Here is a 12,835-nt window from a genome sequence, read left to right as displayed (position 1 = left end):
CCCCCTCCGGTTAGTCCAAGTGGCCACCGGAGGGGGTGCTTTCGGACGGGCGCGCGGTCAGCAGCCGCCGCAGTTGTAGAAGGTCACGTCCCAGTGGTTGCCCTCGTCGGCGTAGACGTTGCCCGCGCCGGACTTCCACTGCGGGGCTCCGTCACCGCGTACACCGATGTACGTGAAGGTGTTCTTGATGTAGTTCCCGACGCAGGTGTACTTGCTGAAGTCGAGCTTGTAGCCGTTCCAGTGGGAGTACGTGCCGCTCGCGTGGCCGGTCTCGGTGCCGCCGGTGATGTTGAGGGCGCAGCCGCTGGCGCTCTTGAGGGTCTGGGCGCCCTGGGCGGTGGCCAGGTTGAGCTGGTCGAAGGACGTACAGGTGGAGACGTTGCGGTTGGAGCAGTTGCCGGACGACGACCAGGTGATCCCGGAGGACCGGAACATCGACGTCGCGGTGGCATGGCTGATCTTGGTGACCGCATGGGCCTCGCCTGCGGCGGTGAGGACGCCGACGCCGGGGGCGAAGAGCGCCCCGAGGACGAGGGCGAGGGCGGTGAGGACGGAGCGGAGCTTCATCGGGAGTGCCTCCTGCTGGTGACCGTGACGGTTGGGGACGGCGGTGCAGGTGGTGCCGGCGGTACGGGTGGCGCGGGTGGAACCGGTGGATCCGGTGGCGCAGGGAGATGGTGCCGCAGTTCTACGCGCGTCCGAAAGAGGGCCTCGGCGTCTTTCTGCGCCGTGCGGGTGAACATCTTCCATAGATGTTGAAAGTTGAACGGAATGGGGCTACAGTCATTCTCGTTGAAGGTTCAACCAATCCCGATCAAGGAGCTGTCCGCCATGGGTCTCTTCGGCCGCAAGAACACCGAGTCCGCCACTGCCACCGCCACCGCCACCCTCGCGGTCGACCCGGCGCTCGCCGCCCTGACCGGCGACTACACCATCGACCCGGCCCACAGCAGCATCGGGTTCACCGTCCGTCACGCCATGGTGACGAACGTCCGCGGCACCTTCGCCGAGCACGAGGGGGCCCTGACGCTGGACGGCTCGAACCCCGGCGCCTCCTCCGCCTCGATCGACGTCAAGATCGCCTCCATCGACACGGGCATCGGCGACCGCGACGGCCACCTGCGCAGCGGCGACTTCTTCGACGCCGAGCAGTTCCCGCTGATGAGCTTCCGCTCCACGCGCGCCGAGCAGCTGGGCGGCGAGATGTACCGGGTCACCGGCGACCTGACGATCAAGGACGTCACGAAGCCGCTCGCCATCGACCTGGAGTTCAACGGCACGGCCACCGACGTCTACGGCAATGAGCGCGTCGGCTTCGAGGGCTCGGCCGAGATCCTCCGCTCCGAGTGGGGCCTGACCTGGAACGCGGCCCTGGAGACCGGCGGCGTGATGGTCAGCGACAAGGTCAAGCTGAACTTCGACATCTCCGCGATCAAGAACGCCGCCTGATCGAGCACCGCCCGATCGGCCGGCCACACGAGCGCGCCCGCCCTCCGCAGCAGCGGAAGGCGGGCGCTCGGCGTTCGTACGGGGCCGGTTCAGACCGCCTTCGCCGCCGCGTTCGTACGGGGCGGGTTCAGACTGCCTTCGCCGCCGCCTCCACGACGGCCGGAACCAGCCGGATGTTCTCGGCGGCGCCGGGGCCTCCGGCGAAGGCGAAGCGGCGGCGCGCGTAGCCGTAGGCCAGGCCGGTCGCCGGGTCGGCGAAGGCCTGGGAGCCGGGGGCACCGCTGTGGCCGACGGCGGCCGCGCTCAGGGACGGGTAGCGGGTGGCGAGCGGGACCAGGCCGAGAGCGAAGGCGTTCTCCGTCCCGGTGACGAGGTCGGTGCCCTGCGAGTGGATCCGGGCGAACTCGGCGAGGGTCTCGGGCGCGAGGAGCGGGGGCCGGCCGTCGAGCTCGCCCGCGATCGCCGCGTACATCCGGGAGACGCCGCGTGCGGAGCCCACGCCGCCGCCGGAGAGCGGCGCCCGCTCCCGCACCTGCCGGGAGTTGGCGTACTCGACCATGTCGAAGGGCGTCTCTGCGTGGAAGTTGAACGCGACGGCCATGAGGCTGTCCGGGGCGATCGGGTTCTCCGCGAGGAACGCCTGCTCGGCGGGGGTGGGCTGCATCGGCAGGGCCGTACGGAACCGGGGCTCCAGCTCCTCGGGCAGGCCGAGGTGGTACTCGATGCCGTACGGGGCGCGGACCCGCTCCTCGTACAGCTCCTGGACCGACCGGCCGGTGGCCCGCAGGACCACCTCGCCGACCAGGGCGCCGATGACCAGGGCGTGGTATCCGTGCCCGGTGTCCGGCTCCCAGTAGGGGCGCTGGCCCGCGAGGCGGGCGGCGATCAGCCGGTCGTCGGCGAGCTCCTCGGGCGAGAAACCTCCCTCGGCGCCGATCACGCCGGAGCGGTGGGCGAGCAGCTGACGGAGGGTGATCCGCCCCTTGCCCTCGGCCGCGAACTCGGGCCACCAGGAGGAGACTTCCCGGTCCAGGTCGAGGGCGCCCTCCTGGACGAGAAGGGCGGTGATCAGCGCCATGGCGCCCTTGGAGCAGGAGTAGAGCCCGAGCAGCGAGTCCCCGTCGACACCGTCACCGCCCCACAGGTCGACGACGAGACGGCCGCGGTGGTGGACGGCGAGCTGCGCACCGCCGTCCCGCGCCTCGTTCGCGGCGACCTCCGCGAAGACCTCTCGTACGGACTCGAACCCGGGTTCCACCGTGCCGTGGACGCGGACGTCGCTCATCGCGTTTCTCCCCATGTCTGCCGCTGTCGTGATCAACCTGATCAAACACCAGTGCGGTCGAGAGCGCGATCGGCTTCCCGCGCACCCGAGTTCGCCGCCGCTCCGTCCCGGGACGTCACGAAGAGCAGGCCCGCCGCGAGGAGGACCACGACGCCGGTCGCCGCGTGGATGCCGAGCGCGGCGGCGTATCCGCCTCCGTGGGCCAGGACGGCGAGGGCGTCCCCGAAGGGGACGATCGCGAGGAGCAGCATCACCCAGGCCAGCGGGCGGCGCTTGCCGAGGGCGAGCAGGGTGAGCACGATCGCGCCATTGGCGAGGTCGCGGACCGCCTTGACCGAGAAGTATCCGGCGGCGTCGCCCTCGGGCCAGGAGGGGATGCCGAAGCCGGCCGCGGCCATCTCCGGAGCGAGCAGGAAGTTCGTCCCGAACCAGAGGCAGGCAAGGCCGAGCAGGACGGACAGGACGGTGGCGAGGCGGTACGTCTTCATGGTTCCCCCAGAGCATCGATCTAGCATCGCTAGGACTGATAGCAACCCTAGACCTAGCACCGCCCCCATGTCTAGCAGCGCTAGATTTCGGCGATGTCCGCGCATCAGAACCGAGGGCGCGAACGAGCCGAGCGCCACCGTCTGCGTCGCCGACCTACCTCGCCTTCGCCCGCGCCCATCCCGCCCTGTGCGAGGCGATGTTCGTACGGCGCACCTCGCTGGAGTTCGCCACCGAGGACTCCCCCGAGGTCCTCAAGGCCGCTTTCGCCGAGTTCCTGCACACCGTGGGGCCCTCGCGGGCGGGCGCGACACCGACACGCTCGCCGAGCTCGCCTGGAGCGCCCTGCACGGCGACCGGCTGCGGCCCGACCTCGCCGCCGGGCGCGTGAATCTGCTGGTCAACGGCATTGTCAGTGGGGGTCGCTAGCGTCGGTGGCATGGAATTCCGTATCGACAGCAGTGTGTTGACCGATGCCGTGGCCTGGGCGGCGCGCGTGCTGCCGGCCCGCTCCCCGATGCCCGTCCTCGGCGGTCTGCTCCTGGAGACGGCCGAGGGGCGGCTGCGCGTCTCCGGCCTCGACCACGAGGCCTCCGCCCGCGTCGAGGTCGAGGCCGACACGGTCGCCGAGGGCCGGGCCCTGGTGCTCGGCCGCCGGCTCCTCGACATCTGCAAGGTGCTGCCGCACGGTCCCGCTGAGCTCGCGGTGGAGGGCGCCCGCCTCACGGTGACCTCGGGCGGCGCCCGCTTCGGCCTCTCGCTGCTGCCGGTCGACGACTACCCGGCCCCGCCCGCGCTGCCCGAGGTCCGGGGCCTGGTGGACGGGGACGCCTTCGCCGCGGCGGTCGCCCAGGTGGCCGTGGCGGCGGGCCGCGACGACTCCCTGCCGGTCCTCACCGGGATACGGCTCGCGCTGGACGGTTCGACGATGACGGTGGCGGCGACCGACCGCTACCGGTACGCGGTCCGCACCCTGGAGTGGCACCCGGACTCCGGGACTCCCGCCGGGGCGCCCGGGGGGTCCGGGGCGTCCGGGGCCTCCACGGCGCCCGAGCCCGCCGACGTGGTCGTCCCGGCCCGCCGGCTGACCGAGATCGCCCGCTCCCTCGCGGGCGGCGGCCCGGCCCGCCTCGCGCTCGACACCGGTTCGATCGGCTTCGAGAGCGCGGGCATGCGCACCACCACCCGGCTGCTCGACGGCCGGCTCCCCCGCCACGACAAGCTCTTCGCTCTCGGCGACCACGCCCTGGCGGTCACGGAGCGGTCGACGCTGACCGAGGCCGTCAAGCGGGTGGCGGTGGTCGCCGAGGGCGACAGCCCGGTCCAACTGACCTTCACCGCCTCGGGGGTCCACCTCCAGGCGGGTTACGAGGACGACGTGGCTTCCCAGCACCTCCCGGGCACCCTCACCGGGACGGACTCCATGACGGTCGCCTTCAATCCCGGCTACCTCCTGGACGCGCTGACCTCCCTGGACGCCCCGGAGGTCCGCTTCCACCTCCTCGGCCCCGGCCAGCGGGCGCTGCTCACCGACGCCGAGGACCCGACCCACCGACACCTGCTGATGTCGGTGAAGCCGCTGGTCTGACCTGAACTCCGGCCGCCCTCCGGATATGTCGCCCCCCAGGCCCGCCCGCCGAAGCCGCGGTCAGAAGCCGCCGCCGCCGTCGAACCCGCCGCCGCCGCCGAAGTCGCCGCCTCCGCCGAAGTCGCCACCGGAGAAGTCACCGCTGGAGAAGTCGCCACCGGAGAAGTCGCCGCCCTCGAAGTCGCCGCCGCCGTACTCGGAGGCGTACGCGGGGGTGGCGAGCGCGGAGCCGAGCATGGTGCCCACGAGGAGGCCGGGAAGGAGGCCGCCGCCGAAGTAGCCGCCGGCCCAGGGGCCGTAGGCGGGGCCCGCCTCCCAGTAGGGGCGGCGGCCCGAGTCCGTCTCGACGGTGCGGGCGAGGGGGTCGAGTCCGTCGTCGAGGCGGGCGGCGTCGGCGGCGCAGACCGGGACCTGGCGGGCCGCGATGCCGGCGGGCCGCCACTCGCGGTCCTCGGTGGAGAGGCCGTGGCGCGGGTCGAAGAAGCAGGGGGCGCGCCGCTCGGGCAGCGGGCGGGACTCGCGGCGGGCGGCGAGGAGGGCGAGGGAGAAGCGGCCGTCGTCCAGGGCCTGGGTGACCGCGCGGACGTCGTGCGGGTGGGCCGCGGAGCCCATCAGGGACTTGGCTTTGTCGTACGAGTCGAGGGCGCGTTCGTAGTCGCCGCGTCGGGCGTCGTCGGCGCCGGGCTCAGCGGGGTGGAAGTCGAGGCGTTCGAGCTCCTCGCCGAAGGCGGTGATGTCCTCGTCGACGACGACCCGCAGCTTGTCGAGGGCCGCCCGCTCCTCGGCCTCCTTGCGGAGCCTCTTGCGGCGGACGACGGAGTAGGCGGCTCCGCCGCTCACGGCGACGACCGCGCCGAGCGTGACGAGCCCGGCGACGGGGACCCCGGAGTCCGCGCCGACGGCGCCCCAGGTGGAGGGGGCGGAGCCGCGGAGGGTGGGGAGGGCCTGGTCGGCGAAGTTGTTCAGCTCGGTGGCCGCGTCGACGCCGGGCTGGCGGACGGAGGTGACGAGGTTCTGCACGGCCTGCTGCGAGATGACGGAGGAGTCGGCCTTCGCGTCGAAGCCGTCGCCGAGGCGGATCGCGTACAGGCCGCTGACACCGGTCTGGGTGCGCAGGATCTGGAAGAGGTCCTCCTGCGGGAACTCGGCGGTCGCCGGCAGGACGGCCACGAAGAGCGGCTTGTCCGCGTCCTTGATCTTCTGGGCGAGGGCGTCCGCTTCGGCCTGCGAGAGCTGGTCGGCGGCGCCCGGGTCGACGTACACCGGGCCCTGTTTCAGGGCGGCGGCCGCGTCGGGTATCCCCGCGGCCCTGGCGCCCACGGAGGGGGCCAGGGCCAGGAGCAGCAGAAGTATCAGCCCGGCGAGGGCCGACAGTGCGGAAAGCGGCCTGGTCCTCATGTATCGAAGTTACCCGAATGGGAACAAACAAGACATAGGTGGCCGATCCGGTTTGCCAGGTGGCCGATAGGTGGCCGATCCCCTTGGTCAGCCGGTCGGTCCGGTCTACTCGGCGGGGTCGATCCCGGCCCGCAGCAGCCCGTACGTGAAGGCGTCCTCCAGGGCCTGCCAGGAGGCCGCGATCACGTTCTCGCCGACCCCGACCGTGGCCCACTCGCCGCGGCCGTCGCTGGTCGTGATCAGGACGCGGGTCGTGGACTCGGTGCCGTGGCGGCCCTCCAGGATGCGGACCTTGTAGTCGACCAGCTCGAACTTGGCGAGCTGCGGGTAGATCCGCTCCAGGGCCACCCGCATCGCCAGGTCGAGGGCGTTGACCGGGCCGTTGCCCTCGGCGGTGGCGACGATCCGCTCGCCCTTGGCCCAGAGCTTCACCGTGGCCTCGTTGGCGTGGGTGCCGTCGGGGCGGTCCTCGACGATCGCGCGCCAGGACTCCGTACGGAAGTAGCGGCGGGCGCGACCCTCGGCCTCCTCGCGGAGCAGCAGCTCGAAGGAGGCGTCGGCGGCCTCGTACGTGTAGCCCTGGAGCTCGCGCTCCTTGACCCGCTCGACGACGCGGGCGACGAGCGCGCGGTCGTCGCCCAGGTCGACGCCGAGCTCCTTGCCCTTGAGCTCGATCGAGGCGCGGCCGGCCATGTCGGAGACGAGCATCCGCATGGTGTTGCCGACGAGCTCGGGGTCGATGTGCTGGTAGAGGTCGGGGTCGACCTTGATGGCGGAGGCGTGGAGCCCGGCCTTGTGCGCGAAGGCGGAGACGCCGACGTACGGCTGGTGCGTGGAGGGCGTGAGGTTGACGACCTCGGCGATGGCGTGCGAGATCCGGGTCATCTCGGCGAGGGCGCCCTCGGGGAGGACCTTCTTGCCGTACTTGAGCTCCAGGGCGGCGACGACGGGGAAGAGGTTGGCGTTGCCGACCCGCTCGCCGTAGCCGTTGGCGGTGCACTGCACATGGGTGGCGCCCGCGTCGACGGCGGCCAGGGTGTTGGCGACGGCGCAGCCGGTGTCGTCCTGGGCGTGGATACCGAGGCGGGCGCCGGTGTCGGCGAGGACGGTGGAGACCACGGCCTGGATCTGGGCGGGGAGCATGCCGCCGTTGGTGTCGCAGAGGATGACGACGTCGGCGCCGGCCTCGCGCGCGGCGCGGACCACGGCCTTGGCGTAGTCGGGGTTGGCCTTGTAGCCGTCGAAGAAGTGCTCGCAGTCGACGAAGACGCGGCGGCCCTGGGCGGTCAGGTACGAGACGGTGTCGCGGACCATCTCCAGGTTCTCGTCGAGGGTGGTGCGCAGGGCGAGCTCGACGTGCCGGTCGTGGGACTTGGCGACGAGGGTGATCACCGGGGCGCCGGAGTCGAGCAGCGCCTTGACCTGCGGGTCCTCGGCGGCGTTGCCGCCGGCCCTGCGGGTCGCGCCGAAGGCCACGAGCTGCGCGTTCTTGAACGCGATCTCCTGGCGGGCGCGGGCGAAGAACTCCGTGTCGCGCGGGTTGGCGCCGGGCCAGCCGCCCTCGATGAAGCCCACGCCGAAGTCGTCGAGGTGGCGCGCGATGGTCAGCTTGTCGGCGACGGTGAGGTTGATGCCCTCGCGCTGCGCCCCGTCGCGCAGCGTCGTGTCGAAGACGTGGAAGCTGTCGTCGACGTGGCGGTCGTCGAGACGCGGGCTCTCGCCGTTCTCCGTGGTCATGACTGTGATGGCTCCTGTCGGATGTGGCTCCGGAAGGTCTGGATCCACTTGCCCCCATTCTCACGCGCTGTCCGCTTCCGGCATGGGTGGGGCCGGAAAACGAAAAAACCCCTCGCGGGTGCGAGAGGTCTGCGCGCGGGTCTGAGGCACGGTGTCCACTGCCGCGGGGGTTGTGCCGCGGAGTCAGTGGCCACTGCGGACCGGCGCGCCGCTGCCGATAATCATCGTGGTAGCAAGCACGCCGGAAGTCTGACACAGGTGAGGGGCCGCCGGGACAGCGGTCTCACGATACGGGCAGCTGATCTCGTTTCTGGCCGGGCAGGGTGCCGGGGCCACCGGAGCCGGCGGCGCCGACCCGGCCCAGGTCGATGTCCCGGGTCTCCCGCATGGCGAGATAGACGACCAGGGAGACGGCCGCGCAGCCCGCCACGTACCAGGAGAAGCCGGACTCGATCCCCGCGTTCTTGAACCACAGCGCCACGTACTCGGCGGTGCCGCCGAAGAGGGCGTTGGCGACGGCGTACGGGAGGGCGACGCCGAGGGCGCGGATGCCGGTCGGGAAGAGCTCGGCCTTCACGCAGGCGTTGATGGAGGTGTAGCCGGTGACGACCAGCAGCGCGAGCAGGGAGAGGCCGAGGGCCGGCCAGAAGGAGCCCGCGTGCTTCAGCATCGCCAGGATCGGCACGCTGAGGAGGGTGGAGCCGATCGCGAAGGTGATGAGGAGCGGGCGGCGGCCGATCCGGTCGGAGAGCCGGCCGGCCAGCGGCTGGAGGCAGGCGAAGACGATGAGGGCGCAGAAGGAGACCAGCGTCGCGGTCTGCTTGGGCAGTCCCGCGGAGTTGGAGAGGTACTTGGTGAGATAGGTGGTGTACGTGTAGTAGGCCACGGTCCCGCCCATGGTGAGGGCGACCACGAGGAAGGCCTCGCGCCGGTGCGCCCAGAGCGCCTTGAGGGTGCCCTGCTCGCCGGCGGCGACCCCGTCGCCCGCGCTCTCCTCGTACACCTCCGTCTCCAGCATGGTGCGGCGCAGGTAGAAGACGACGGCCGCGCCGAGGGCGCCGATGACGAACGGGATGCGCCAGCCCCAGCCGTGCAGGGCCTCGCTGGACATCGTCTGCTGGAGGACGATCAGCAGGCCGAGGCCGAGGACCTGGCCCGCGGTCATCGACACGTACTGGAAGCTGGAGGCGAAGCCGCGGTGCTCCGGCGCCGAGGCCTCCGTGAGGTAGGTGGCGCTGGCCGCGTACTCGCCGCCGACGGAGAGCCCCTGGAGGAGGCGGGCGATCAGGAGGACCGCGGCGCCGCCGTAGCCGGCGACGGCGTAGGTGGGGGCCACGGCGATCAGGAGCGCCGAGGCGGACATCAGGGTGACGGTGAGAGTGAGCGCCGTCTTGCGGCCCTTGCGGTCGGCGACCCGGCCGAGGAGCCAGCCGCCGACGGGCCGCATGAAGAAGCCGACGGCGAAGATGCCGGCGGTGTTCATGAGTTTGGCGGTGTCGTTCCCCTCGGGGAAGAAGGCTCCCGCGAAGTAGGTGGCGAAGCTCGCGTACACGAACCAGTCGAACCACTCGACCATGTTGCCGGCGGAGCCGACCCAGATCTTCTTCCAGTGCTCTCGTCCCATGGACCGGAACCGTGCCGGAGGTCACGCCCGGCCAACAAGGCTGTAGCGCACAACGATCCTGTGTACTTACGTGCGTTACGGTCGCGGCAGCAGGTCCTGCTCGACGAACTCCCGTACGTGGTCGAGGACTTGCTCGCGACCGGTGCCCGGGATCCCGACGGCCACATGCACACTGAAGCCGTCGAGCAAAGCCCTCGTACGGGTGGCGAACCGGTCCGGGTCGACCGCCCGGAACTCCCTCCGCGAGATCCCTTCGGCGAGGATCGCGACCAGGTCCCGGTGCCAGGCCCCCTCGATGGCGGCCTGCCGGGCGCGGGCGTCGTCGTCGGCGTTCTGCGAGCGGTTCCAGACCTCCAGCCACAGCGTCCAGTGCGGGTCACGCGGCCCGTCGGGCACGTACACGTCGACGTACCCGTCGAGCCGCTCGCGCGCGGTCCCGGGCCGGGAGAGCAGCGCGCTCCGCGCGGCGCCGAGCCGCCCCTCGCTCCACTCCAGGGTCTGGAGCAGCAGCTCGTCCTTGGTGCGGAAGTAGTAGAGCAGGTGCCCGCTGCTCATCCCGACCTGCCGCCCGAGCCCGGCCATGGTGAGCCCGTCGAGCCCGCGCTCGGCGATGGTGTCCATCGCCGCGGCGAGCACGTCCTCGCGGGGCGGGGCGGCCTGGTTGCGGCGGCGGGGAGGGGGTGGGGTCGGGTCGCTGCTCTGACTCACCCGTATGTTCTACAGGATGGCCCCGTCGGGCCCGGTCCGGGCCCCGTCAGGCTCGGTCCGCGGGCCCCCGTCAGGCTCGGTCCGCGGGCCCCGTCAGGCTAGGTCCGGGCCCCGTCAGGCCGGCTCCCGGTCCACGCGCGGAGCTTCTCCGGGTTGCGGACCGCCCAGATGCGGGTGACGCGGTCGCCGTCGAGCGCGAACGCGGCCACGGTGACGGTGACGCCGGTGTGCTGGGCGACGAGCCCGGGCACGCCGTTGACCGTCCGCTCCAGGAGCCTCAGCCCCGGGGCCTTGTCGGCGATGTGGATCAGGTACGCGGCGATCTGCTCGGCGCCCTCGACCGGGTGCAGCACGGTGCCGACCAGGCCGCCGCCGTCGGAGACCATGACGGAGTCGGGGTCGAGGAGACCGACGAGGGCCTCGATGTCCCTGGCCTCCCACGCCTCCTTGAAGTGCCGCACCAGACCGGCCTGCCCCGCCGAAGGAGCCGACGGCGCCGAGTGGGCCCGCTCGGCGCTGACGCGCCGACGCGCCGAGGTCGCCAGCTGGCGGCAGGCGGCGGGTGTCCGCCCGATGATCTCGGCGATCTCCGCGAAGGGGTAGCGGAAGACGTCATGGAGGACGAACGCCACGCGCTCGGCCGGCGTCATCGACTCCAGGACGACGAGGAAGGCCATGCTCACCGACTCGTCCAGGGTGATCCGGTCGGCCGGGTCGTCCCCGCCGGCCCACTCCGCGCGGTCGGGCAGCGGCTCGGGGACCCACGCCCCGACATAGCGCTCGCGCCGGGCCCGCGCCGAGCCGAGCACGTCGAGGCAGATGCGTCCGGCCACGGTCGTCAGCCAGGCGCCGGGCGACGCGATGGCCGCCTGCTCCCGCCGCGACATCGCGTACCAGCGGGTGTACGTCTCCTGCACGGCGTCCTCGGCCTCGGCCGGCGAACCGAGCAGCCGGTAGGCGAGGTTGGTGAGGTGGCGCCGCTCGCCGACGACGGCGTCCGGTTCCGCCTCGGACTGTGTGCTCATGATGGCGACCGCTCCCCGCTTCTCCCCGTGGGTCCGACGCCTCACCTCACATTTCGCGGGGCTGCGTCGTCGGACTGTCGAGAGAGTACCGATCCACCGCCGCGAGGCAGAAGAAGGGACCACATCATGGCCGTACAGACGACTCCGGCACCGGGCAGGTTCACGTTCTCGCAGGTCGCGGTCGCCCTGCAGACCCTGGCCCTCTTCTTCCAGGCGGTCACCGCCGGCATGCTGCTGTCCGGGTCCCTCGGCACGACGCTGCACGACGCCGGCTCGAAGGTGATGTACGGCGCGTCGATGCTGTACCTCCTGGCCGCGATACTGGCGTGGCGGCGGGGCGGGGGCTCCCCCCGCCCCGCCCTGTACGCCACCGGCTTCCTCGTGCTCGCCTCGGCGCAGGTGGTGCTCGGCGTCGCGCACGTGCCGTCGGTCCACGTCCCCCTGGGCATCGTGATGTTCGCCCTGAGCGTCCTGGCGCTGGCCGCCACGGTGCGGACTACACGCGGGGCTGCTGCTGCGTGATGCAGTGGATGCCGCCGCCGCCCGCGAAGATCGCCCTCGCGTCGATCAGGGTCACCGTGCGCTCCGGGAAGAGGCGGCGGAAGATCTCGGCGGCGAGCTCGTCGTGCGGGTCGTCGAAGGCGCACAGGACCACGCCGTCGTTGCACAGGTAGTGGTTGATGTAGGAGTAGTCGACCCAGTCGCCCTCCTCGTCCTTGAGGACGGTGGGGGCGGGGATCTCGACGACCTCCAGGGGGCGGCCCTGCGCGTCCGTCTGGCCGCGGAGGATGCTCACGTACATCCGCGAGCGCTCGTAGTCCGGGTGGGCCGGGTCCTGCTGGCTGTGGACGAGGACCGTGCCGGGGCGGGCGAAGGCGGCGACGATGTCGACGTGGCCCTGGGTGCCGTAGAGGCCGTAGTCGCCGCTGAGGCCGTGCGGAAGCCAGATGGCCTTGGTGGTGCCGAGCTTGGCGTGGATCTCGGCCTCGACCTGCGCGCGGGTCCACCCCGGGTTGCGGCCCGAGCCGAGCTGGACGGTGTCGGTCAGCAGGACCGTGCCCTCGCCGTCGACGTGGATCGCGCCGCCCTCGTTGACCAGGGGTGAGGAGAGTACGGGGACCCCGGCGGCGTCCGCGACATGGCAGGCGATCTTGGAGTCGTGCTCCCAGCGGGCCCAGTCCTGGGCGCCCCATCCGTTGAACACCCAGTCCACGGCGGCCAGTTCGGTGCCGTTCGTGACGAAGGTCGGGCCGATGTCCCGCATCCAGGCGTCGTCGAGGTCGCGCTCGACGAGCTCGACGTCCTCGCCGAGGAGGGCGCGCGCGGACTCCGTGTCGCCGGGGGCGACGACCATCGTCACCGGCTCGTGGCGGCGTACGGCCCGGGCCACGGACGCCCAGGCGGCGCGCGCCTCGGCGAGCTCCTCCTCGTTGGTGAAGGTGGGGTTGGCGCCGGGCCAGGCCATCCAGGTGCGCTCGTGCGGCATCCACTCGGCGGGCATACGGAAGGTCATCACAGGGTCCTAAGGAAGGAAG

At 71.9% G+C, this 12,835-nt stretch carries 13 protein-coding genes; 4 read left to right on the top strand and 9 right to left on the bottom strand.

Translation table 11 applies throughout. From position 1 onward, the window contains the following. Positions 1-57 precede the first annotated feature (57 nt). Positions 58-567 (bottom strand): hypothetical protein, encoded by a 510-nt coding sequence (locus ACFWWU_RS05175; RefSeq protein ID WP_384139159.1) that lies wholly within the window; start codon positions 565-567, stop codon positions 58-60. 264 nt (positions 568-831) lie between these two features. On the opposite strand from ACFWWU_RS05175, the gene ACFWWU_RS05170 reads away from it, so the two are divergent. Next, positions 832-1,449, top strand: coding sequence for a YceI family protein (locus ACFWWU_RS05170; protein ID WP_384139579.1), 618 nt, complete (start codon positions 832-834; stop codon positions 1,447-1,449). 127 nt (positions 1,450-1,576) lie between these two features. Here the strand turns inward: ACFWWU_RS05170 and ACFWWU_RS05165 are convergent, their stop codons facing one another. Then, positions 1,577-2,734, bottom strand: coding sequence for a serine hydrolase domain-containing protein (locus ACFWWU_RS05165; RefSeq protein ID WP_384139156.1), 1,158 nt, complete (start codon positions 2,732-2,734; stop codon positions 1,577-1,579). A gap of 41 nt (positions 2,735-2,775) precedes the next feature. Then, positions 2,776-3,222, bottom strand: coding sequence for a DUF4267 domain-containing protein (locus tag ACFWWU_RS05160; RefSeq protein WP_384139153.1), 447 nt, complete (start codon positions 3,220-3,222; stop codon positions 2,776-2,778). A 197-nt stretch (positions 3,223-3,419) separates the two neighbouring features. On the opposite strand from ACFWWU_RS05160, the gene ACFWWU_RS05155 reads away from it, so the two are divergent. Both ACFWWU_RS05155 and dnaN read left to right on the top strand, forming a co-directional pair. Next, positions 3,420-3,611 (top strand): hypothetical protein, encoded by a 192-nt coding sequence (locus ACFWWU_RS05155; RefSeq protein WP_384139150.1) that lies wholly within the window; start codon positions 3,420-3,422, stop codon positions 3,609-3,611. A gap of 48 nt (positions 3,612-3,659) precedes the next feature. Then, positions 3,660-4,808 (top strand): DNA polymerase III subunit beta, encoded by a 1,149-nt coding sequence (dnaN, locus tag ACFWWU_RS05150; RefSeq protein WP_384139147.1) that lies wholly within the window; start codon positions 3,660-3,662, stop codon positions 4,806-4,808. Between the two features lie 60 nt (positions 4,809-4,868). Here dnaN and ACFWWU_RS05145 read toward each other — a convergent pair whose 3' ends face one another. The 5 genes from ACFWWU_RS05145 to sigJ all read right to left on the bottom strand — a co-directional run bounded on the left by ACFWWU_RS05145 (position 4,869) and on the right by sigJ (position 11,300). Continuing rightward, positions 4,869-6,206 carry a hypothetical protein gene (locus tag ACFWWU_RS05145; RefSeq protein ID WP_384139144.1) on the bottom strand — a complete coding sequence of 446 codons (1,338 nt, stop codon included), beginning with the start codon at positions 6,204-6,206 and terminating at the stop codon, positions 4,869-4,871. A 105-nt stretch (positions 6,207-6,311) separates the two neighbouring features. Then, positions 6,312-7,943: a citramalate synthase gene (cimA, locus tag ACFWWU_RS05140; protein ID WP_384139141.1), complete on the bottom strand. Its 1,632-nt coding sequence runs from the start codon at positions 7,941-7,943 to the stop codon at positions 6,312-6,314. Between the two features lie 283 nt (positions 7,944-8,226). Next, on the bottom strand, positions 8,227-9,567 hold the full coding sequence (locus ACFWWU_RS05135; RefSeq protein WP_384139138.1) for an MFS transporter: 1,341 nt from the start codon (positions 9,565-9,567) through the stop codon (positions 8,227-8,229). Positions 9,568-9,642: 75 nt separating this feature from the next. Next, positions 9,643-10,188, bottom strand: a complete 546-nt coding sequence (locus ACFWWU_RS05130; RefSeq protein WP_384139576.1) for a TetR/AcrR family transcriptional regulator — start codon at positions 10,186-10,188, stop codon at positions 9,643-9,645. Positions 10,189-10,373: 185 nt separating this feature from the next. Then, positions 10,374-11,300, bottom strand: a complete 927-nt coding sequence (gene sigJ, locus ACFWWU_RS05125) for an RNA polymerase sigma factor SigJ (RefSeq protein ID WP_384139136.1) — start codon at positions 11,298-11,300, stop codon at positions 10,374-10,376. Positions 11,301-11,426: 126 nt separating this feature from the next. Between sigJ and ACFWWU_RS05120 the strand changes: the two genes are divergently transcribed. After that, positions 11,427-11,822, top strand: coding sequence for a hypothetical protein (locus ACFWWU_RS05120; RefSeq protein WP_384139133.1), 396 nt, complete (start codon positions 11,427-11,429; stop codon positions 11,820-11,822). Here the strand turns inward: ACFWWU_RS05120 and ACFWWU_RS05115 are convergent. Continuing rightward, complete coding sequence (locus tag ACFWWU_RS05115; RefSeq protein ID WP_384139130.1) at positions 11,797-12,813, bottom strand: agmatine/peptidylarginine deiminase; 1,017 nt, start codon at positions 12,811-12,813, stop codon at positions 11,797-11,799. The genes ACFWWU_RS05120 and ACFWWU_RS05115 overlap by 26 nt on opposite strands. Positions 12,814-12,835: the final 22 nt, after the last annotated feature.

This window comes from Streptomyces sp. NPDC058650 (assembly GCF_042717315.1).
GTDB lineage: Bacteria > Actinomycetota > Actinomycetes > Streptomycetales > Streptomycetaceae > Streptomyces.
This window is presented reverse-complemented; position numbering and strand designations above follow the sequence as displayed.